We start from the raw sequence: 22,105 nt of genomic DNA on the forward strand, positions 1-22,105 counted from the left end.
AATAGCGGGTTACTCAACCTTCCGCAACACGGCCTGACCGTTTAGCGGATTGCGCGAATCAAGTCTGCTTGGAAGGACCTAAAACTGGCAATACTTTCTCTAGCATAGCACAGATCACTACGTCGACGCGCCGATAGCCGCACCCGAGATGCTTATCCAGCGGGCTTTCGTGGACCTTTCGCGAATAAGGGACGTATTAAACACCCGGCGCTTATGTGCCGCCTATGCAAGAAAAAAGCCGCCCGAAGGCGGCTTTCTCAACACGCTGACTCGCGTGAATTTAGTCCACTGCGCCCTTACGGCTGGCGCTACGGCGCTCGTGTTCCTTCAGGTAACGCTTACGCAGACGAATGGATTGCGGCGTAACTTCGACCAGTTCGTCGTCGTCGATAAATTCAACTGCGTATTCCAGCGACATCTGGATTGGCGGCACGAGGCGCACCGCTTCGTCCGTTCCCGACGAACGCACGTTGGTCAACTGCTTGCCCTTGATCGGGTTCACAACGAGGTCGTTGTCGCGACTATGAATGCCGATGATCATGCCTTCGTACAGTGCATCGCCCGGCGACACGAACATGCGGCCGCGATCCTGCAGCTTCCACAATGCGTAGGCGACAGCCGCGCCGTCGTCCTGCGAAATCAGCACGCCGTTACGACGTTCGCCAACTCCGCCTTCCCTCACCGGCTGATACGAATCAAACGTGTGGCTCATCAGGCCCGTGCCGCGCGTGAGCGTCAGGAATTCCGACTGGAAGCCGATCAGGCCACGTGCCGAAATACGATACTCAAGACGCGTGCGGCCGCGGCCGTCCGACGCCATGTCGAGCATTTCGCCCTTGCGGCGACCCAGCTCTTCCATCACGCCGCCCTGGTTTGCATCTTCCATGTCGACGGTCAGGTTTTCGTACGGCTCGTGCTTCACGCCGTCGACTTCCGTCATCACCACACGCGGACGCGACACGGCGAGTTCGTAACCTTCACGACGCATGTTTTCCACGAGAATGGTCAGATGCAGTTCGCCGCGGCCCATCACTTCAAACGTGGTTTCGTCGCCGGTTTCATTCACGCGCAACGCCACGTTGTGGTTCAGTTCCTTGAACAGACGATCGCGAATCTGACGGCTCGTCACAAACTTGCCTTCACGGCCAGCCAGCGGCGACGAATTGACGAGGAAGTTCATCGTCAAGGTCGGTTCGTCGACCGTGATCATCGGCAGCGCTTCTGGTTGTTCCGGCGAGCAGATGGTCACGCCAATGCCGATTTCTTCGATACCGTTGATCAGCACGATGTCGCCGGCTTCAGCCGACTCCACCTGCACGCGTTCAAGACCCTTGAACGACAGCACCTGGTTGATCTTGCGGTTCAGGATCGCGCCGTCCGGACCCGTGCGCACTGCCACAGCCATGCCCGGCTTGATACGGCCGCGCGTGATACGGCCCACGCCGATGCGGCCCACGTACGACGAATAGTCGAGCGACGTGATTTGCAGCTGCAGCGGACCTTCCGGATCTGCCGGGCGAACCGGAACGTGTTCCAGCACGGCGTCGAACAGCGGGCGCATGTCGCCCGAGCGAACGTCCGCGGTCAAACCTGCATAACCATTGAGACCCGATGCGTAGACGATCGGGAAATCGAGCTGCTCATCCGTTGCGCCAAGCTTGTCGAACAGATCGAACGTCTGGTTGATCACCCAGTCGATCCGCGCGCCCGGACGGTCAACCTTGTTGACCACCACGATCGGCTTGAGGCCGAGCGCCAGCGCCTTCTTCGTCACGAAGCGCGTTTGCGGCATCGGACCTTCCACGGCATCCACCAGCAGCAGCACCGAGTCGACCATCGACAGCACGCGCTCCACTTCGCCACCGAAGTCGGCGTGGCCCGGCGTGTCGACGATGTTGATGTGCGTGCCTTCGTACTCGACCGCGCAGTTCTTCGACAGGATCGTGATGCCACGTTCCTTTTCGATGTCGTTCGAGTCCATCACACGCTCGACCATCTGCTGGTTGTCGCGGAACGTGGCGGTCTGACGGAGGAGCTGGTCGACGAGCGTAGTCTTGCCGTGGTCGACGTGGGCAATAATGGCGATGTTGCGTAGGGCGCGGGTCATAGGAACCTGGGGACAGTTGAGTGCGCCAGCAGCAGCATTGTGTACAAAGCCAACAAAGCCCAAAGCGCACTTTTGGGAACCCAAAATTATAGCACGTGCAGGTTAAGGTTTTCTGGTATTCCCTTAGTAGCAACGCGCGCGTGGGCCGCCTGACTTCCATATTGCCGACGGCTTGACTCATATTTCCTTACATCGCATTTCGCGAACCATTAGGCCACAGCCCCTTGAACCACGGCCCGTGCGCCCGATTCTCCCTCGCCGACGCCGATCTTTTAAGCGCTTGAGACGCTAGAGATCGTTGCCTAAGCTGTAATAACGCTTGCCGGGTCAATTAACGACAATTTATAATCCTGCATAGTCAACCATTGCAGTCGCATGAGAATCATGACCGATCAGATCCCTACGCCGGCGCCGGAAATCAGTTCCTACCAACTCGGCGAAAGCGTCGGCTACCTGATTTCCCGCGTGAGATCGACCATGTCGAACGAGGTCACGCAACGCACGATGGCCGAGCTCGGCATCACCAGCCAGCAAGGCAGCATCCTGTTCATGGTGGCCAGCGGCAAGTGCCTGCTGGCAGCGGAACTGGCCCGCGAATACGGCATCGACGCAAGCGCAGTCACGCGTTTGGTCGACCGGCTCGAAAAGCGCGGTCTGCTCACCCGGGTTCGCAGCAGCGAAGACCGGCGCGTCGTGCGGCTCGCGTTGACACCTGAAGGCCAGAGCGTGGCCGCCCGTATGCCGGCCATTTTCAACAGCGTCGTGGATGGCTTTCTGGCTGGCTTTACAGCTGAGGAGGTCGGTTTCCTGAAGAGCATGCTGCGCCGCGTGCTGATCAATAGCGGCTGTGATCTAACGGGCATAACCCGTGACGTAGCAAGCAATTCTGACGTCAAATCGTCATAAGCTGGTTGCACTGTCCATCATTACAATTCACTGACCATGAGTGCAGCGATGAAATCCCTTTCCCTGTCCGCGCCCGCTGTCTCTTGCCGGGCCGCTGTCACCGCTGCGATGGCGGCGCTGGCCCTCGCGGGGTGCGCGAACTACAGCGGTATCAAGAGCGACAAGCAGATCTCGCCGGCAACGCAGTACGAGTCGAGCCAGAGTTTGCCGGCGCAGGGCGGCCAGTGGCCGTCGTTCGACTGGGCCAATCAGTTCGGCGACCCGCAACTGCCGCAGTTGATCGCCGAAGCCCTGGATGGCAGCCCGTCGATCGCCCAAGCTCAGGCGCGGCTCGCGAAGGCTTCGTCATACATCGAAAGCACGCGTTCGGCGCTCTATCCGAAGGTCAACGGCAGCTACTCGTGGAACCGCGAGATTTTCTCGGCCAACTCGATCTATCCGCCGCCCTACGGCGGCACCTGGTACAGCGAAAACAACGCACTGGCGAGCGCCTCGTGGGATCTCGACCTGTGGGGCAAGAACCGTCAGCGCCTCGGTCAGGCGGTGTCGCAGGAGAAAGCGGCCGAAGCCGACGTGCAGCAGGCGCGTGTAACGCTCGCCGCGTCGGTCGCGAGCACCTATAACCAGCTTGCCCAGCTGTACGCACTGCGCGATATTGCCGCGCGCGAAATCGCCAATCGTCAGAACATTGGCCGCATCACCAATGGCCGCGTTCTCGCCGGACTCGACACCAACGTCGAGCAGCAGACTGCCAATGGCAACATCGCGACGAGCCAGACCAACCTGAGCGACCTCGATGGCCAGATCACCAACGTGCGCTATCAGCTAGGCGCACTGCTCGGCAAGGGACCGGATCGCGGCCTGCAGATCGCCAAACCGGTGCTGACGGTGGGCAACCCCGTCATCCTGCCGGATGACGTGCCGGCCGATCTGGTGTCGCGCCGCCCGGATATCGTCGCCGCCCGCTGGCAAGTCGAAGCCGAGATGCATGACGTGAAGGAAGCGAAGGCAGAGTTCTTCCCGGACATCAATCTGTCCGCGGCTGCGGGCTTCGACGCGTTCGGCTGGGGCAAATTCCTGACCTCGTCGAGCCGTAACATGCAGTTCGGGCCGGCCGTTCACCTGCCGATCTTCGATGCCGGCGCCTTGCGCTCGCAGTTGAAAGGCCGCTACGCCGATTTCGACCTCGACGTCGCCAACTACAACCAGACGCTGATCAGCGCGCTGTCGGATGTCGCCACGCAGATCACAACGATCCGCTCGATCGACCAGCAATCCGGCGACGCACAGCGCGCGCTCGACGCCTCGACCAAGGCGTACCAGCTGGCCGTGATCCGCTATAAGGCGGGTCTGTCGGAGCAACTGCAGGTGCTGACCGCCGACCAGAACCGCCTCGCCGCCGAACAAACGGTGACGAATCTGAAGATGCGCCGCCGCGACATGCAGATCGGTCTCATCAAGGCGCTCGGCGGCGGTTTCGACGCCACCCAGACCGGTCTCGTGGTACCGGCCGATGCGCCGGCCGGCGCGGCCGCCTCACCCGCGGAGCAAGCGGCGCCGGCCGCGCAGGCAACACCGGCCACGCCAACGGCTCAAGCGACCAGGACGACACAAGCAGCAGCAACGGCAGCGAACTGAACCCGAATGCCCACCCGAATAAACGACGCAGATTGAGAGAATACGGAGCATATCAATGAGCACCCCCCAGCAACCTGCTGCCAACGCACAACCGGCGAACAACAGCAAACGCAAGCGCATGATGGCGCTGCTCGTCATCGTGATCCTGATTGCCGCGATCGCCTATGGGCTGTACTACTTCCTCGTTGCGCGCTTCCATGAGTCGACTGACGACGCGTATGTGAACGGCAACGTCGTGCAGATCACGCCGCAAGTGACCGGTACGGTCATCGCGGTGAATGCCGACGATACGCAGACGGTCAAAGCCGGCGACCCGGTCGTCGTGCTGGACCCGGCGGATGCACGCGTCGCGCTGGAGCAGTCCGAGGCCAATCTCGGGCAGGTGGTGCGTCAGGTGCGCGGCCTGTTCGCCGACGACAACCAGTACCAGGCTCAGGTGGAAGTCCGTGAAGCGGATCTGTCGCGCGCCCAGGACGACCTGCGCCGCCGCATGCTGGTCGCCCAGACCGGCGCTGTGTCGCTGGAAGAAATCTCGCACGCACGCGACGCTGTGAAGAGCGCCCAGGCCGCGCTCGACGCCGCGAAGCAACAGCTTGCTTCGAACCGCGCGCTGACCGCCAACACGACGATTGCCGACCACCCGAACGTGGAAGCCGCCGCCGCCAAGGTGCGTGACGCCTATCTGGCGAGCGCCCGTAACACGCTGCCAGCGCCGGTCACCGGCTACGTCGCGAAGCGCTCGGTGCAGGTCGGCCAGCGTGTCTCGCCGGGCAATCCGCTGATGGCGATCGTGCCGCTGAACGGCGTGTGGGTCGACGCGAACTTCAAGGAAGTGCAGTTGAAGCATATGCGTATCGGCCAACCGGTCGAACTGACGGCCGACGTGTATGGCTCGTCGGTGGTATTCCACGGCAAGGTGGTCGGCTTCTCGGCAGGCACGGGCTCGGCCTTCTCGTTGCTGCCGGCGCAGAACGCCACGGGCAACTGGATCAAGGTGGTGCAGCGTCTGCCGGTGCGGATCGCACTCGACCCGCAGGAACTTGAGAAGCATCCGCTGCGTATCGGCCTGTCGATGGACGCCGACGTCAGCATCAAGGACGAAAACGGCGGCCAGCTGGGCGAAGCACCGAACACGATCTATCAGACCAACGTGTTCGACAAGTACGGCGACCAGGCCGACGCCGAAATCGCCCGCATCATTGCTGAAAACGCGGGTCAAGGCGGCGGAGGACAGAAGTCGGCTGCCCGCGATACCAACGCACCCGCCAAGGCAATGTAAAGCTGCGCCACATTAAAACAAGGTTTCTGATACATGGCTCAGTCTCAAGCGCCCATTCCTCATCCGCCGTTAGAGGGGGCGCAGTTGGTGATCGGCACCATCGCGGTGTCGCTCGCCGTTTTCATGAATGTGCTCGACACTTCGATTGCGAACGTGTCGATCCCGTCCATCTCCGGGGATCTCGGCGTCTCGTCCGATCAAGGCACGTGGGTGATCACCTCGTTCGCGGTGGCGAACGCGATCTCCGTGCCGCTGACCGGCTGGCTTACCGAGCGCGTCGGCCAGGTGCGCCTGTTCATGGCGTCGATCATCCTGTTCGTGATCTCGTCGTGGATGTGCGGTCTCGCGCCCACGCTGCCGTTCCTGCTCGCCGCACGCGTGCTGCAGGGCGCCGTGGCCGGCCCGATGATTCCGCTGTCGCAGACCCTGTTGCTGGCCAGCTATCCGCGCGCGAAGGCGCCCATGGCGCTTTCCATGTGGGCGATGACCACGCTGATTGCACCGGTGGCCGGGCCGATTCTGGGCGGCTGGATCTCGGACAACATCTCGTGGCCGTGGATCTTCTACGTCAACATTCCCGTCGGCACGATCGCCGCCATCGCCACATGGGTGATCTTCCGCAATCGAGATTCGGTGATCCGCAAGGCGCCGATCGACGGCGTGGGACTCTCCTTGCTGATCATCTGGGTCGGCTCGCTGCAGGTGATGCTCGACAAGGGTAAGGACCTCGACTGGTTCGCGTCCACCACGGTCGTGGTGCTGGCTCTGACCGCGGTGATTGCGCTCGCGTTCTTCATTGTCTGGGAACTGACTGCCGAGCATCCGGTGGTGGACCTGTCGCTGTTCAGCAAGCGCAATTTCACCGGCGGCACGGTGGCGCTCTCGATCGGCTATGGGCTCTACTTCGGCAACCTCGTGTTGTTGCCGCTGTGGTTGCAAACCGATCTGGGCTACACCGCGACCAACGCCGGTCTCGTCATGGCGCCGGTCGGCTTCTTCGCGGTGCTGCTCTCGCCCATCACCGGCAAGATTCTGCCGCGTACCGATCCGCGCTACATCGCCACGGCGTCGTTCCTGGTGTTCGCGCTGTGTTTCTGGATGCGTTCGCGTTATACGACCGGCGTCGATACGTTTTCGCTGCTGGTTCCCACACTGATTCAGGGTATCGGCATGGCGGGCTTCTTTATTCCGCTGGTGTCGATCACGTTGTCAGGTCTGCCAGGCAACCGGATTCCGGCTGCGTCGGGATTGTCGAACTTCGTGCGGATCATGTGCGGCGGTATCGGCACATCGATTTTCCAGACCGCCTGGGATCACCGCACGATCCTGCATCACGCGCGCTTGAGCACCCAGGCCAATCTGTATAACCCGGTGTTCGATCAGTCGATACGTCAGATGGGCGCGGCCGGCTTCAGTCAGCCGCAAGCGTACGGTCTCTTCAACAACATGGTGACGCAGCAGGCGGCACAGTTGGGGGTGAACGATCTGTTCTATGTCTCGGCAGGGATCTTCGTCGCGCTGATTGCGCTGATCTGGATCACCAAGCCTGAGCGCGCAGGCGGCGACGCCGGTGCGGCGGCCGCGGCGGCGCATTAAGGCGTGATGTTGGCTTGGAGGCGGTGCTTGAACGGGTTTAACGCACCGTCTTCGAAGCAGTCGCGCAGCAAGGAGAAAGGCGGCACCACATCATTGTGGTACCGCCTTGTTTGTTTCTCGCGAATCGCGTCTTCGTCTTAGCTCGCCGCGGTCACCACCAGCCGCTCCGGCGCGAGCACACCCTCGCCAAGCTTCGCGACACCCAGCAGTTTGCCCTCCATGGCATAGACGCGCACACGCTCCGCAGTCGCCGCCTCTGCGGTCAACGTGAGATCAGCCAGACGCAGGCGCTGGCCGTGCAGAAAGCGGCGCGCGCCCTCTTCATCGAGCTGCACTGCCGGGAAAGTCGACAGCAACGCATCGACGGGCTGCAGCCACTGATCGCGCTCGCCTTCGGCGGCATCCGACAACGCATCGAGCGTCACCGAATGCTCCAACGTCAACGCGCCGACACCCGTGCGCCGCAACGCAACCAGATGCGCCCCACAGCCCAGCGCCTCGCCGATATCCTCGGCAAGCGTGCGCACATACGTCCCCTTGCTGCAGGTCACGCGGAACGTCACATCAGGCAGCGCGCAAGCCAGCATCTCCAGCGCGTGAATCGTCACTGGGCGCGCTTCCCGCTCCACCACCTGACCCGCCCGCGCGTATTCATACAGCGGTTTGCCATCGCGCTTGAGCGCCGAATACATCGGCGGCACCTGCACGATGTCGCCGCGAAAGCGCGCCATCGCCGCAACGACTGCAGTTTGATCGCAGGTCACTTCACGCGTTTCGATCGCCTCGCCTTCCGCGTCGCCGGTAGCCGTACGGATACCGAGCCGCATGGTGGCCTCATAGGTCTTGTCGGCTTCGAGCAGATCCTGCGAAAACTTGGTCGCCTCGCCGAAACACAGCGGCAGCAAACCAGTAGCGAGCGGATCGAGCGTGCCGGTATGGCCGGCCTTCTTCGCCAGATAGAGGCGCTTCACCCGGATCAGCGCGTCGTTGCTCGACAGGCCAATTGGCTTATCGAGCAGCAACACACCATCGAGCGCGCGACGCGGCACACGGGGCCGTTGAGGTGCGGTCATATCAAAACAGTGAGGACAAACGAGGAGTCAGCATGGGAAACATGCGGGCAGCGGCGAGCATCAATGCGTGACGCCGCGCGCAATCAATCGTCTTTCGCGCGATTGGCGTTCGCCTCATCGATCAGACGCGACATTTCCACGGCGCGTTCGATGGTCTTGTCGTAGTGGAAATGCAACGTCGGCACCGTGTGGATATGCAGGCGCTTGAACAACTGATTGTGCAGATGTCCCGCCGCATGAATCAGACCTTGCAACGTCTGTTGCGGGTCGCCGGTCAGCGTCGTGAAATAGACCTTCGCGTGCGCGTAGTCTGGCGTCAGTTCGACGCTTTGAATCGTGACCATGCCGATGCGCGGGTCTTTGATCTCGCGCAGCAGCTCGGACAGGTCGCGCTGGATCTGATCGGCGATCTGCACGTTGCGATTGGGAGAAGTACGTTTCTTAGGCATGGTGAATCCGTGATCCGCTCTGGCGGATAGCAATGAGGTTCGCGTCGCGGCGGTGAGGCCGCGAGCCCCCGCGAGTGCAAACGAGCACCAACGCGGCGGCCTTAAAAACAAAGGGCGGAGCGAGGCGCAAAGCGCCCGCCCCGCCCCTTCAGCGTTGCGCCTGAATTACAGCGAACGCGCGACTTCGGTGACTTCGAAAACTTCGAACTGGTCGCCTTCGACGATGTCGTTGAAGTTCTTGATCGACATACCGCACTCGAAGCCCTGACGCACTTCCTTGACGTCGTCCTTGAAGCGCTTGAGCGAATCGAGCTCGCCCGTATGAATCACGACGTTGTTGCGCAGCACGCGCACCGACGACGAGCGCTTGACGAAGCCGTCCGTGACCATACAACCGGCCACCGCACCGATCTTCGGTACCTTGAAGACCTGACGCACTTCGACCATACCGGTCACGACTTCGCGCTTCTCCGGTGCCAGCATGCCCGACATCGCAGCCTTCACTTCATCCACAGCATCATAGATGATGTTGTAGTAGCGAATATCGATGCCGTTGGATTCCGCCAGCTTGCGAGCCTGAGCGTCCGCACGGGTGTTGAAGCCGATGATGACCGCCTTCGAAGCCGTAGCCAGGTTGACGTCGGACTCGCTGATGCCGCCCACGGCGCCGTGCACGATCTGCACACGCACTTCGTCGGTCGACAGCTTGAGCAACGACTGCACCAAGGCTTCCTGCGAACCTTGCACGTCGGCCTTGACGATCAGCGGCAGGTACTGCACTTCGCCTTCGCCCATCTGTTCCAGCATGTTCTCGAGCTTCGCGGCCTGCTGCTTGGCCAGCTTGACGTCGCGGAACTTGCCTTGACGGAACAGTGCAACTTCACGTGCCTTGCGGTCGTCCGGCATGACGATGACTTCTTCGCCAGCCTGCGGCACTTCCGACAGACCTTGAATCTCAACCGGGATCGACGGACCGGCCGACTTGGTCGGCTTGCCGGTTTCGTCGAGCATGGCGCGCACGCGGCCATAAGCGCTACCTGCCAGCACCACGTCGCCGCGGTTCAGCGTACCCGACTGGACCAGGATCGTTGCAACCGGACCCTTACCCTTATCGAGCTTCGCTTCAATGACCAGACCCTTGGCCGGCGCATCGATCGGAGCCTTCAGTTCCAGCACTTCGGCTTGCAGCAGCACGTTTTCCAGCAGATCGTCGATGCCTGCGCCGGTCTTGGCCGACACTGCCACGAACGGCGATTCGCCACCGTACTCTTCCGGCACGACGCCTTCAGCGACGAGTTCCTGCTTGACGCGGTCCAGATTCGCATCCGGCTTGTCGATCTTGTTGATCGCGACGACGAGCGGCACGCCGCCTGCCTTCGCGTGGGCGATCGCTTCCTTCGTCTGCGGCATCACGCCGTCGTCGGCTGCGACCACCAGAATCACGATATCCGTTGCCTTCGCACCGCGAGCACGCATGGCCGTGAAGGCCTCGTGACCCGGCGTGTCGAGGAACGTGATCACGCCTCGCGGCGTTTCCACGTGGTACGCGCCGATATGCTGCGTAATCCCGCCCGCTTCACCCGCTGCGACCTTGGCGCGGCGGATGTAGTCGAGCAGCGACGTCTTGCCGTGGTCGACGTGACCCATGACCGTGACGACCGGCGGACGCGGCAGCGATTCTGCGTCGGAGCTGACTTCGCCTTCGACCAGCATCGCTTCCGGATCGTCCAGCTTTGCCGCAACCGCGTGGTGGCCCAGTTCTTCGACGATGATCATCGCCGTTTCCTGGTCCAGCATCTGGTTGATCGTAACCATCTGGCCGAGCTTCATCATCGACTTGATGACTTCGGACGCCTTCACGGCCATCTTGTGCGCCAGATCGGCAACCGTAATCGTTTCCGGTACATGCACTTCACGCACGATCGGTTCGGTCGGCGCCTGGAACGTGGTGTTCTGATCCTGATGCTTGCCGCGACCCTTCGGGCCGCCGCGCCAGCCGCGATCGACACCGCCGCTCGTATCGCCACGCGTCTTGATGCCGCGGCGCTTCGCTGCGTCGTCCTGCCAGCCGCCCTTGCCTGCGCCCGGCTTCTTCTTGTCGCCAGCCGACGGTGAGGGGGTCGCAGACGGCGTTGCCGCCACCGGCTTCTTGGCAGCCGGACGCGCCGGCGCTTCACCCGGCGGACGGGCCGGCTTGTGCAGCGTGCCCTTGGCTTCCACAGCCTTAGGCGCTTCAGCGGGCTTGGCCGCCGCAGCCGGTGCAGCAGTAGGCTCAGGCGCCTTGGGTTGGGCTGCCTTGCGCGGCGTGCTCATCATCTCGCGAATCGCACGCGCTTCAGCTTCTGCCTTTGCCCGGCGCTTGCTGATTTCTTCCTGCTCGGCGCGCGTCTTTTCCGCGGCCAGACGCGCTGCATCCTCCGCCTTTTTCGCGGCTTCGCGTTGCGCCGCGCGTTCCGCTGCGGCGCGTTCGTCGTCCTGTTCGGTCGCCGCAGCCGGAGCTGCTGCTTCAGGCTGCGCGGCTTGCACAACCTGCTCGACCTTTTTCTGCGTGGTAGTTTCCGCTGAGGCGGCAGCGCGCTTCTTGGCCGCTTCCTCTTCCGCGCGACGGCGCTCGGCTTCGGCAGCCTGCTCACGCGCCTGACGCTCGGCTTCTTCGCGTTCGAGCTGTTCCTGACGCGCCTTCAGTTCCTGAGCCTGCTTTTCAAGCAACTCGGCTTCGTGACGCGCTTCTTCCTCGCGACGCTGAAGTTCGAGGTCATCCGTGTCGACGTCGGCCTCAGCCACATGATTCGATGCATCGCCGCCTTCGCCACCCGCTTCATCGCGGCGGACGAACGTGCGCTTCTTGCGCACCTCGACCTGAATGGTACGAGCCTTACCCGTCGAATCAGACTGCTTGATTTCCGACGTATGCCGTTTCGTCAGCGTGATCTTGCGCTTGTCCGCATCAGTCGAGCCGTGAGACTTGCGCAAGTGGTCGAGCAGACGCGCCTTGTCCGTTTCGGACAGGGTGTCGTCTTCGCTCGCTTTAGTGACGCCTGCTGCCTGCAGCTGCTCAAGCAGCACGCCTGCAGGCATTTTCAGTTCCGCGGCAAATTGGGCTACGTTGTTACTCGCCATTCATTCCTCTTAATGCAAGGACCGATTCCTTGCGGTTAGCATCGTGTCATGCGGCCTGGGGCCGCTTCAATTTAGTGCGCCATGGTCATTTCTCACTGGAACCAATGTTCACGTGCTTTCATGATCAACGCCTTAGCGGCATCCTCTTCCATCGCGGTCAACTCGACCAATTCATCTACAGCCAGCTCGGCCAGATCGTCACGCGTGTGAATCTGGTGTTCGGCCAGCCTGGCGAGCAGGTCGGCGTCGATGCCGTCCAGACTCTTCAGGTCGAGTGCAACATTTTCGACCTTTTCTTCATTTGCGATTGCCATCGTCAGCAACGCATCGCGTGAGCGATTGCGCAACTCGTGGACAGTGTCTTCGTCGAACGCTTCGATCTCGAGCATCTCGTTGAGCGGCACATAGGCGATCTCTTCGAGGCTCGTAAAGCCTTCGTCGATCAGGATGTCAGCCACTTCCTCGTCGACATCGAGACGCGCCATGAACAGGTCACGCAGAACACCGCGCTCCTGATTCTGCTTTTGCGCAGATTCGTCCGGCGTCATGATATTGATCTGCCAGCCGGTGAGTTCGCTGGCAAGACGCACGTTCTGGCCGCTACGGCCGATTGCGACCGCCAGTTCGTTCTCGTCGACGACGACGTCCATCGAATGCTTTTCTTCATCGACGACGATCGACTGCACGGCTGCCGGCGCGAGGGCGCCGATCACGAACTGGGCGGGATCCTCCGACCATAGCACGATGTCGACGTTTTCGCCACCGAGCTCGTTGCGCACAGCCTGCACGCGCGAACCGCGAATACCGACGCAGGTGCCGATCGGATCGATACGCTTGTCGTAAGCGATCACGCCGATCTTGGCGCGCACGCCAGGGTCACGCGCAGCGGCCTTGATTTCGAGCAGGCCCTGCTCGATTTCCGGCACTTCCATCTCGAACAGCTTCATCAGGAACTCGGGCGCCGTACGCGAGAGTTCGATCTGCGGACCGCGAGCGGTGCGATCGACCTTGGCGATGTAAGCGCGCACGCGGTCGCCCACGCGCAGGTTTTCCTTCGGAATCAGCTGGTCGCGGCGCAGCAGCGCTTCGACACGGCCTGATTCGACGATGAAATTACCCTTGTCGAGGCGCTTGACCGTACCGGTCATGATGTTCTCGCCGCGTTCCAGGAAGTCGTTCAGGATCTGTTCGCGTTCGGCGTCACGCACCTTCTGCAGGATCACCTGCTTGGCTGCCTGTGCGCCGATACGGCCGAATTCGATCGACGGCACCGGCTCTTCGATGAACTCGTCGAGCTGTGCGTCGGCCTTCTGCTCACGTGCTTCGAACAGCAGGATCTCCTGATCCGGCTCTTGCAGACCGGCTTCGTCCGGCACCACGCGCCAGCGGCGATAGGTTTCGTGCTCGCCGCTTTCACGGTCGATATGGACGCGGATGTCCGCGTCCTCTTCGAAGAGTTTTTTGGAGGCCGAAGCGAGAGCCGCTTCAAGCGCGGCAAATACCACGTCTTTGTCGACGTTCTTCTCGCGTGCCAGCGCATCCACCAGCATCAACACTTCGCGACTCATTGTTTGCGGCTCCTAAAGTCAAACTTTGGAACGAGGCGTGCTTTATCGATGTCCGCGAGCGTGAAATCGAGCATCGCGGCGCCTTCCTTCCCTTCAAATTCCAGACCGATCGTCTCGCCTTGCGGAGCATGCAGGATGCCCCGGTACGATTTCCGTCCGTCCAATGGCTTTTTCAATGTAATTGCCACTTCGCTGCCTGCGAAGCGTTCGAAATCCGCCAGTTTCTTCAGCGGGCGGTCGAGACCCGGCGACGATACTTCAAGCCGCTCATAATCGATATTTTCGACCGTCAGAACGTGCTGGAGCTGACGCGTGACCTTTTCGCAATCTTCGATTGCGATGCCGGCCGGCTGGTCAATGAAAATGCACAGCATGCCGCGCCCGGTGCGCTCCAGATCGACGAGCTCGTAGCCGAGACCCACGACCGTGGTTTCAATCAGTTCCGTCAATTGCACAGTGCCCTCTAAGATGTTCGCGCGGCAAGCCTGCCGGTTTTACCTGCAAACAACTTGCGGGCCGCGCGCCAAGCTGGCGCACGTTCGTGCTACCCGAGATGCCGAACCACAAACTAAAGCGGCAAAAAAAAATGGGCGAAACGCCCATCATCTTATTGCCGGTGGTCGCACCTGAGCCGCACATGAAAAGCCGCACGCCCAGCGACTCTGCGATTGTAGCCATTTTTCAGGACAAACGCAAACCGGCGGAAGGCCTGAAACACCCATTTCCGCTTGATTTCACTGCGATCTTTGGCGCAGATGGGGGCGAAAAGCGCATTGTGCAAGGTGTTCAGCGCGCATGCGGGGTTCGATCGCCTGTGAATCTCGCCCCGAATTTTGCATTCTGATTTTGCGTCCTGCCCCGCGCACTTTTTTCGCACGGCGCAGGCGCGCTTGACAGGTCTGCCGAAAGCCTTACACAGGTGTCGTGTCCAGCCCGCTGTCCTAGCGACCGCGCGAGCGTCCGCGCGGGCCGCCACCGCGATTCGCACCGGCATTCGGATTGCCCCCGGCCGAGCGGTTCGCATTGCCGCCGCGGTTGCCCGCGCCTGCGCCCGGTCCGCGACCGCCGCCGCCACCGTTGCCAGGGCTGCCTGGGTTGCCACCTGCAGCGCCGGCGCGCTTGCCGCCGCTCGCCGGGCGATTGCCGTTGCCCGAAGGCGCACGGTTGCCGTCGACTTCGCGGCCGCCGCGCGGCACATTCGCACCGCCACCGCTGCTCATCGGGCCGGTGAAACCGCCGCCGCTCGCGCCACGTCCCGCACCGCGACCATAACCACCGCCAAAGCCCGACCCGGTGCCGCCAGCGAAACCACCGCCGGACGCGCCGCGCCGCTGACCACCGCCACGCGGTGGCTGCTGATCGAAACGACCATGCGACATAAGCACCGGCTCGCGATTAATGAAGCCCATCGAAGTCTGCATCGGATCCGGCTGCTTGCGCTCAGGAGCGGCGCTGCGGCCACCCTTTTCTTCGCTGGTGGCCTTCAGGCCAACCGATGCCATCAGGCTGCGTACCTGATTGTCTTCGAGTTCTTCCCAGCGGCCGCGCTTCAGACCCTTCGGCAATGAGATCGGACCGTGACGAGTACGGATCAGGCGGCTCACCATCAGGCCGGCTGCTTCGAACATGCGGCGCACTTCGCGATTGCGGCCTTCGGCCAGTGCGACGTGATACCAGTGATTGGTGCCTTCGCCGCCGCCGTCGCGGATACGCAGAAAGTTCGCCGGACCGTCTTCGAGTTCGACGCCATGCAACAGCTTCTGACGCATCCCTTCAGCCAGCTCGCCGACCACGCGCACCGCGTACTCGCGCTCAACGCTGTAACGCGGATGCATGAAGCGGTTCGCCAGATCGCCCGAGGTGGTCAGCATCAGCAGACCTTCGGTGTTGAAGTCGAGGCGCCCGACCGCGAGCCATTTAGCGGTTTTCATCGGCGGCAGCTTGTCGAACACCGACGGACGCCCTTCCGGATCGGCGTGACTGACGATTTCGCCGGTCGGCTTGTGGTACAACAGCACGCGCGGCGGCTTGTTTTGCAGCTTGCGCTTGACCGGCTTGCCATTGATGCGGACCTGATCGGTCGGCATGATGCGCTGGCCGATGTGGGCCGGCTCGCCGTTGACCGAGACGCGGCCGGCGATGATCAGCTCTTCCATATCCCGGCGCGAACCCATGCCCGCTTCGGCTAGCACCTTGTGCAGCTTCGGTGCGTCGTCGTCCGGGGACAGTACCCGCTTCGGCGCGGCCGGCTTGCCACGGCGCAGCATCGGGGCGCGCACGCCGCCGGTGGTGCTGTTATCCGCGTCGAACGCCGGCGAGCTCACGTATGAAAACAGATCGTCCGGGTTCACTTCCGGTGCAGCCGCAACGGCGACCGGCGCTTCGCTGCGGCGATTCTGACGCGGTCGGCCGCCTTCACGCGGGCCGCCCTCGCGGGGGCCACTCTCGCGATTCGCCGCGCCTTCGCGCTTGCCGCCCGCATTGCGGCGCGGACCCTGGCCCTTGGAGCCCGGCTCCTTGCGGGGCATGCGAACCTGCGCGACCACTTCGCCGTCCGGCGGCGCTTCCGTCACGACCGGCTCGACCGCACCTTCCGCAGTCTTGTTCTTCGCCCCAGCGCGACGCCGGGCGATCAGGCTACGCGGCCCGCGGCGCAGTCCGCGGCGCGGACGTTCTTCGCCCTCGGCGCCTTCGACTTGCGCCGGGCGATCGGATTCGCCTCCCGGTGCTTGCGAAGTACGCGTTTCGCCAGCGCGCGTGGCATGCACGGCGTGCTCGGATTCGGACGAATCGGTATCGTGGGTATCTGTCAAAACAACCTCAAAATGTCAGGTCGCGCGCGCCCGTTGCGGGCGCGGCAAAAAGTTCGGTTACGTCAGGCGCTGCGCGACTCGTTTTCGTCGTCGGTCAGTACGCCCGCGTCCTGTGCGGCGTCGTGGCGATCTTCTGGATCGCCCTGCGCCACACGTGTCGGGTTCGACTCGACGGCGTGCTCCGTACCGCGGAGTTCGCCCGAGTCGTGCGCGGGTGTTGCGGGATCGGCCTGGGAGACCGGGTCCTGATCTTGTGCAACCGGAGCGGCGCTTGCGGCGGCGTCGGCTTGCGGTTCAGCATGTTCTTCGGCGGCAGTGTCGTGGTGCGGCTCTGCAAGGTCAGCTATTTCCGTTCCTGCCGCCACCGGCGTCGCGCCAACGTCCTGAGCCGGGGCATCTTCATGCTCGGCAAAAGTGGGCTCGACACTGTCATGGGCACTGTTCAATGCAGCGGCCACGGGTTGTTCGACGGCTACCGGTGCTTCAACTCCGGAGCCGGTGTCGTGGGGCGCCGCTGATTCTGCTGATTCTGCTGCTTCACCAGCGGCGTCGACTGCCGGCTCTTCGGGTACCGGCTCATGAGCGTGCTGCCCACCAACCGCCACGTCGTCGACCTGCCCTTCAGCGAGCACCTGTTCACCCAATGCCGCGTCCTGAGCCGCCGCTTCCGAGTCTCCCTGCGCGACAGCGTCAGGAAACTCGATAGCATGCTGACCGAGCAGATCGACGTTCAGTTGCGCCGACGGATCGTCCAGCGGCGGCAGTTCGTCGAGTGCCAGCAAACCGAGGTCGTCGAGAAACCCCCGGGTGGTCGCGTACAGCGCAGGCCTGCCAGGCACGTCGCGATGGCCGATCACTTCGATCCAGCCCCTGTCCTCGAGTTGCTTCACCACCTGCGTGTTCACCGTCACGCCGCGAATCTCTTCGATATCGCCGCGTGTGACCGGTTGCCGATACGCAATAATCGCGAGCGTCTCAAGAACGGCGCGCGAGTATTTCGGCGGCTTCTCGGGATGCAGTCGATCCAGATACGAACGCATCGCGGGCTTGCTTTGAAACCGCCAGCCCGACGCAAGCCCAACCAGCTCTACGCCGCGCCCCGACCAGTCGTGCTTCAGGTCTTCGAGCAACGTGCGAACCGTATCTGCCGACACGCCGTCGGCAAAGAGCTTGCGCAGCTCAGCGAGCTTTAAAGGCTCCTGCGCGCAGATCAAGGCAGTCTCGAGGACGATCTTCGCCTCTTGGGTATTCATGCAGCTAGGTCAGACCCTGTGGTCAAAGAACCGGATCAAACAGACGATTTGGAACTGAAGACGCGCTCGCCCGATTCTGATCGGTCATATTGATGGGAGCACGCACCGGGGGGAGGCGAAACAGGCAATCGAGCCAAACCCAGCCGGACGGAGCAGCGATATTCCTGCAAGGAATCGCGTGACTGAGCGCCATATTACGCAAAAACATTCAATGCGTAAAGACGAAATCCCAGCGACTCCCGCATTTCATGTGTATTTTCCATACACGCTTTTTCATTCCCGGTTTTCATCCCTGCTTTTCATCGCTTCGGACGCTTTAAGGGCTGAGCGCTTCAAAACGTTGGCAAAAGACGGCCCCCGAGCCCAATACCGATCCGCCGTGGCCGCAGCTTCCGCGCGTTCAGCTCGCAGCGTGTTGCGCGAGGAACTGCTGAAGCCGGGCAACACCGGCGTCGAGCCGGGCCGCGTCGCAGGCGTAGCACCAGCGCACGAATCCTTCGCCTTCCGGACCAAACGCACTGCCGGGCGCGAGGCCCAGGCCCACCTCGCGCACCAGCGCCTTGCACAAGGCAAGGCTCTGCGCCGCGCCGGGCAGCGAGAAGAACAGATACATCGCCCCGAGCGGCGCCTTCACGTCGACGCCCGGCAGCGCGGAGAGCACCTGGACCAGGTGATCGCGGGAAGTCTGCAGGTCGGCCACCAGTTGCCGCGTGAGCTGCTCGCCCTGCTGAACGGCGGCCACCCCCGCCAGTTGCACGAAGGCCGGCGCGCACGACGTGTTGTATTCGACCAGCTTGCTCAGATCGTCCATCAAGGACGCCGGCGCGACGATCCAGCCAAGCCGCCAGCCGGTCATCAGCCACGCCTTCGAGAACGAGTTAACGCAGATCACGCGCTCGTCGCGTCCAGCCAGGTCGAGAAAAGACGGCGCGCTGCGGGCCATGTCATCGGCATAGTAAAGCCGCTCGTAGACCTCGTCGGCAACGATCCAGATGCCATGCCGACGGCAATGCTCGAGCACGACACGCTGCTGGTCCGCGCTCATCACCCAGCCAGTCGGATTGTTCGGCGAATTGATCAGCAACAACTTCGTTTCGGGCGTGAGGGCAGCGAGCAGGCGCTCGAGGTCGAGCGTCCAGCCTTTTGCGCCATAACCGAGCGCAACAGTCTCGACGTGGGCACCCAGAATCTTCGGAATCTCGACCAGATTCGGCCAGAGCGGCGTGACCGCCACCACCCGGTCGCCAGCGCCTACCACCAGTTGCGCAGCCAGCATCAAGGCGTTGACCCCGGCACTCGTGACCGCGATGTGGTTGACCGAGGTCTCGCCGTGCAGGTTGCTCACATAGCCGGCAAGCGTCTCGCGCAGCGGGGCAATACCGAGATTGTGGGTGTAGAAGGTGGCGCCCTGGGCAAGGGCATCGCTCGCCGCGGTCCGGATGAATTCCGGCGTCACACGGTCGGACTCGCCGAACCAGAACGGCAGCACGTTTTCCACACCAAAACCGGCGTTGGCCACTTCACGAATCTGGGAGGGGCGCAGCGCGCGGACGGCATCACGCGCGTTCGACAGGAAAGAGGTAGACAGATCGGATTCGCTCATCAAGGCATCCAGGCAGGTCGGTTCAGATCGTGAGGCGTGGGTCGCGCAGGCCGACAGTTTAGCCTGCCGCGCCCGCATGTTCCGGTCGGGACGCAGGTTTGCCGGGAAGCCGGGACACCGGGACGCTGAACCCCCGGCCGCCGGAACGTCAGACCGCCGGACCGCTAGCCCGCCCCGTTCTAGCGCAGATCCTCCGCCCGTGCCGGCAATTGCCGGATCAGGCCCCACACCGCCTCCGCCGCCGGCGACAGCGACCGGTCGCGCCGCCGTACCAGTTCGACCGTACGCTCGGCGCGCGGCACCAGCGGCCGCTCCACCAGCGAAGTATCCGCAGGCAGTGGCAAAGCCAGCCACGGCAGCACGCTGACGCCGACGCCCGCCTCCACCAGCCCGAACACGGTAGCCGAATGCCCGAGTTCCTGCACCACCGTGGCGCTGACGCCATGCTCGCTCATGACCGCGTCGATGATCGGCCGGCTGCCCGACGCGTAATCGAGCATCACGAGCTGCTGCCCTTCGAGATCCGACCACGCCACTCGCGTCTTCGCCGCCAGCGGATGATCGGCGCGCGAGACGAGACAGAACGAGTCGGTCATCAGCGGCTCGCTCAACAGATCGTCCGCGGAAAACGGCCCAATGACGACGCCAAAATCGACCTCGCCCGATTTGACCTTGCGTACCACATCGCTTTGCACGTCGTCGCGCAGCCCCAATGTGATGAACGGAAACTGCTTTCCGCACCCCGCCACCACCTGCGGCATCAACCGGCACGCGACCGTCGGGCTCGCCGCCACCACCACCCGCCCGCGCCGCTGCTCGCCGATCTCGCGAATCTCGCGCAGCGTGTCGTCGAGGTCGGTCAACAGGCGCGATACGCTCGACACCAGATTGCCGCCCACATCGGTCAACTGGACCTCGCGGGTAGTCCGATCGATCAGCTTGAGGCCGATTTCCGTCTCCAGCTCACGCACGCAGCGGCTCACCGCCGACTGGGTCAGCCCGATCTCGTCGCCTGCCCGGCTGAAGCTCTGCAAGCGCGCGACCTCAATGAAAACCCTTAGCTGGCGCAGCGTGACATTCATCCTGCTTCCTCATCAATGACCACATTTGATGAGCATTGTATTGTTTCTTTTGGTGCTTCACACCTATTCGATCATTTCGCTGCGATGCAGCAATAAGGCGCAAACGCACGTTGCGCGGGCCTGATTGCACAAGATTGGTGATTGTCCCGATTTGCGGGACGGCTTTTTTGGATTCTTATACGCCCCTGACTAACGCCCGCGCTGGCCCGATGTTACGGGGCTTCGAGGTAGTTTTTAACAAGATGGCACGCTTCGTGCATTTGGATGCGCACTGGGTCGGCGCCATGGACCTGGTTGCACAACCAGAACCGTGGCTAGCCCGACCCCGCCTGGCACTCGCGATTGAGTGCATGGAGAGTGCGCGGCGCGGGGCAGCGCACCGGAGTTAGCTTCGCTGAGGTGAGACATGATGCTGTTCGACGATTTGAGAGACAACGAGTGGGCGCTGGTCGAGGCGTTGTTCTGTGCGGAGCCAGCACGGAGCGAACGACGCGGTCGGCCACGCGTGGAAGCACGCGCGGTTGTCAATGCGGTTCTGTGGGTACTCTCGACAGGAGAAGGCTGGTCCAAGCTTCCCGGCCGTTACCCCTCGCCGCCGACCTGCCGCCGCCGTTTCGACGAGTGGCAAGCCGATGGTACGCTCGCCGAAATAGTCAAGCGACTCGGCACGAGCGGCCGCGAAATTTCGCTGCGTGGCCGGATTGGCGCTACGGCTGCCAAGCCGCCCGCACCGCCGAGCCGCGACCGCCTGCGCGGCGCCTTCTGGACCAATCCGGAATCGTGGCGCGCGCCGGTCAAGATGGCCTGAGACACCGTTGTTCTGCCGCCGGGCGCTCTTGGGCGCCCGGCGTGTATCTGCCAGGCGGAATCCGGCTTGGGCTGTGTCGGCGACGGCGCAACCTCGAGAGTCGGCCTACGTGCGCGGTACGCTGCCCATCAGCGCCGTGCAGGAATCCCGACCGCCAGGCTACGGACACGCAATGAAACATCCATTTACGATTACTTACAGCGTGCTTTCGCTCCTGGGCATACCGTATGAGTATGCACAAAAGCCCAAGCCATCGGGTTTGAATGGAGCCCAGCATGAAACCAATGTCACTGCTTCTGTGCGGCATTGTTGTTTCATTGATTGCCGCACCTACCTTCGCGCAACAAAGGTCCCAAGGCTGGAACTGGCGGCCTGACCGTACCGCCGCGGTCGACACGTGGCAGCAGGGTCAGCGCCCTCGTGAATTCACTCCGCCCGCGCCGCGCGGCGACCTGCGCGGCGACATCGCGAGTAACGTACGCACGCGGCCGGAGCCGCCGCGCGAAAATGAGCAACGCCATCGCTAAAACGGCGCGCCACAGGACTCAGGATGAACCCCTGAATTGGTTGCGAAACAGACAGGCCGGACGCGGGTAAACCTTGCGGAAAATCGCAGGAATTCGCGAGCGTTCGTGGGAACCAGCGGGACCGGAGCCAGTCTCATCTATGCCATCAGCACAGCGTGGCAGTAGTAATTCCGGTAAGCCCGTATCCTTGCGATACGGGCTTTTTTTTGCAGAATGGCGAAAGTGCGCAGCAATACCAAAGCACAGGCGGCGACGCGCCGGCGCCTGTCCTCGAACGGCGCAG

16 protein-coding genes and 1 pseudogene are annotated in these 22,105 nt (G+C 62.6%); 7 read left to right on the forward strand and 10 right to left on the reverse strand.

The annotated features are described in order from the left end of the window. Positions 1-280 precede the first annotated feature (280 nt). Positions 281-2,107, reverse strand: coding sequence for a translational GTPase TypA (typA, locus tag M0954_RS20085; RefSeq protein WP_297355101.1), 1,827 nt, complete (start codon positions 2,105-2,107; stop codon positions 281-283). Between the two features lie 384 nt (positions 2,108-2,491). Here typA and M0954_RS20090 point away from each other — a divergent pair, with 384 nt between their 5' ends. Genes M0954_RS20090 through M0954_RS20105 form a run of 4 tightly spaced genes read left to right on the forward strand, consistent with a single transcriptional unit; the run spans position 2,492 to position 7,526 of the window. Beyond that, complete coding sequence (locus M0954_RS20090) at positions 2,492-3,013, forward strand: MarR family winged helix-turn-helix transcriptional regulator (RefSeq protein WP_122154419.1); 522 nt, start codon at positions 2,492-2,494, stop codon at positions 3,011-3,013. A gap of 48 nt (positions 3,014-3,061) precedes the next feature. Beyond that, a complete protein-coding gene (locus tag M0954_RS20095; protein ID WP_122154418.1) occupies positions 3,062-4,651 on the forward strand; it encodes an efflux transporter outer membrane subunit in 1,590 nt (529 codons plus the stop codon). Positions 4,652-4,706: 55 nt separating this feature from the next. Then, positions 4,707-5,930 carry an EmrA/EmrK family multidrug efflux transporter periplasmic adaptor subunit gene (locus M0954_RS20100; protein ID WP_123384244.1) on the forward strand — a complete coding sequence of 408 codons (1,224 nt, stop codon included), beginning with the start codon at positions 4,707-4,709 and terminating at the stop codon, positions 5,928-5,930. Between the two features lie 33 nt (positions 5,931-5,963). Further along, complete coding sequence (locus M0954_RS20105; RefSeq protein WP_297355103.1) at positions 5,964-7,526, forward strand: DHA2 family efflux MFS transporter permease subunit; 1,563 nt, start codon at positions 5,964-5,966, stop codon at positions 7,524-7,526. A gap of 137 nt (positions 7,527-7,663) precedes the next feature. Here the strand turns inward: M0954_RS20105 and truB are convergent, their stop codons facing one another. The 5 genes from truB to rimP form a co-directional block, all read right to left on the reverse strand. Continuing rightward, positions 7,664-8,599: a tRNA pseudouridine(55) synthase TruB gene (gene truB, locus M0954_RS20110; protein WP_297355105.1), complete on the reverse strand. Its 936-nt coding sequence runs from the start codon at positions 8,597-8,599 to the stop codon at positions 7,664-7,666. Between the two features lie 83 nt (positions 8,600-8,682). Continuing rightward, positions 8,683-9,048: a 30S ribosome-binding factor RbfA gene (gene rbfA / locus M0954_RS20115; protein WP_122154414.1), complete on the reverse strand. Its 366-nt coding sequence runs from the start codon at positions 9,046-9,048 to the stop codon at positions 8,683-8,685. A gap of 165 nt (positions 9,049-9,213) precedes the next feature. Further along, entirely contained in the window at positions 9,214-12,168 is a 2,955-nt protein-coding gene (gene infB / locus M0954_RS20120) for a translation initiation factor IF-2 (RefSeq protein WP_123384246.1), read from the reverse strand. Positions 12,169-12,260: 92 nt separating this feature from the next. Beyond that, positions 12,261-13,736, reverse strand: a complete 1,476-nt coding sequence (nusA, locus tag M0954_RS20125) for a transcription termination factor NusA (protein ID WP_123384247.1) — start codon at positions 13,734-13,736, stop codon at positions 12,261-12,263. Then, the gene (gene rimP, locus M0954_RS20130) at positions 13,733-14,191 is read right to left on the reverse strand and encodes a ribosome maturation factor RimP (protein WP_074264987.1); all 459 of its coding nucleotides are present in this window, start codon (positions 14,189-14,191) and stop codon (positions 13,733-13,735) included. Before rimP ends, nusA begins: the two co-directional genes overlap by 4 nt. 86 nt (positions 14,192-14,277) lie before the next feature. Here rimP and M0954_RS20135 point away from each other — a divergent pair, with 86 nt between their 5' ends. Further along, positions 14,278-14,580, forward strand: coding sequence for a hypothetical protein (locus M0954_RS20135; RefSeq protein WP_297355107.1), 303 nt, complete (start codon positions 14,278-14,280; stop codon positions 14,578-14,580). A 97-nt stretch (positions 14,581-14,677) separates the two neighbouring features. Here the strand turns inward: M0954_RS20135 and rluB are convergent, their stop codons facing one another. From rluB to M0954_RS20155, 4 genes are all read right to left on the reverse strand, one after another. Continuing rightward, positions 14,678-16,549 carry a 23S rRNA pseudouridine(2605) synthase RluB gene (rluB, locus tag M0954_RS20140; RefSeq protein ID WP_297355109.1) on the reverse strand — a complete coding sequence of 624 codons (1,872 nt, stop codon included), beginning with the start codon at positions 16,547-16,549 and terminating at the stop codon, positions 14,678-14,680. Positions 16,550-16,611: 62 nt separating this feature from the next. Further along, the gene (gene scpB, locus M0954_RS20145; protein WP_297355111.1) at positions 16,612-17,802 is read right to left on the reverse strand and encodes an SMC-Scp complex subunit ScpB; all 1,191 of its coding nucleotides are present in this window, start codon (positions 17,800-17,802) and stop codon (positions 16,612-16,614) included. Positions 17,803-18,202: 400 nt separating this feature from the next. Further along, positions 18,203-19,405 (reverse strand): pyridoxal phosphate-dependent aminotransferase, encoded by a 1,203-nt coding sequence (locus tag M0954_RS20150; protein ID WP_297355113.1) that lies wholly within the window; start codon positions 19,403-19,405, stop codon positions 18,203-18,205. A 179-nt stretch (positions 19,406-19,584) separates the two neighbouring features. Then, a complete protein-coding gene (locus M0954_RS20155; protein ID WP_297355115.1) occupies positions 19,585-20,487 on the reverse strand; it encodes a LysR family transcriptional regulator in 903 nt (300 codons plus the stop codon). 409 nt (positions 20,488-20,896) lie between these two features. Between M0954_RS20155 and M0954_RS20160 the strand changes: the two are divergent. Continuing rightward, positions 20,897-21,283, forward strand: a pseudogene (locus tag M0954_RS20160) (transposase); the annotation flags it as partial. Between the two features lie 287 nt (positions 21,284-21,570). Next, positions 21,571-21,822 (forward strand): hypothetical protein, encoded by a 252-nt coding sequence (locus M0954_RS20165; protein WP_297355118.1) that lies wholly within the window; start codon positions 21,571-21,573, stop codon positions 21,820-21,822. Positions 21,823-22,105: the final 283 nt, after the last annotated feature.

It is taken from the genome of Paraburkholderia sp., assembly GCF_026225065.1.
Taxonomy (GTDB): domain Bacteria; phylum Pseudomonadota; class Gammaproteobacteria; order Burkholderiales; family Burkholderiaceae; genus Paraburkholderia.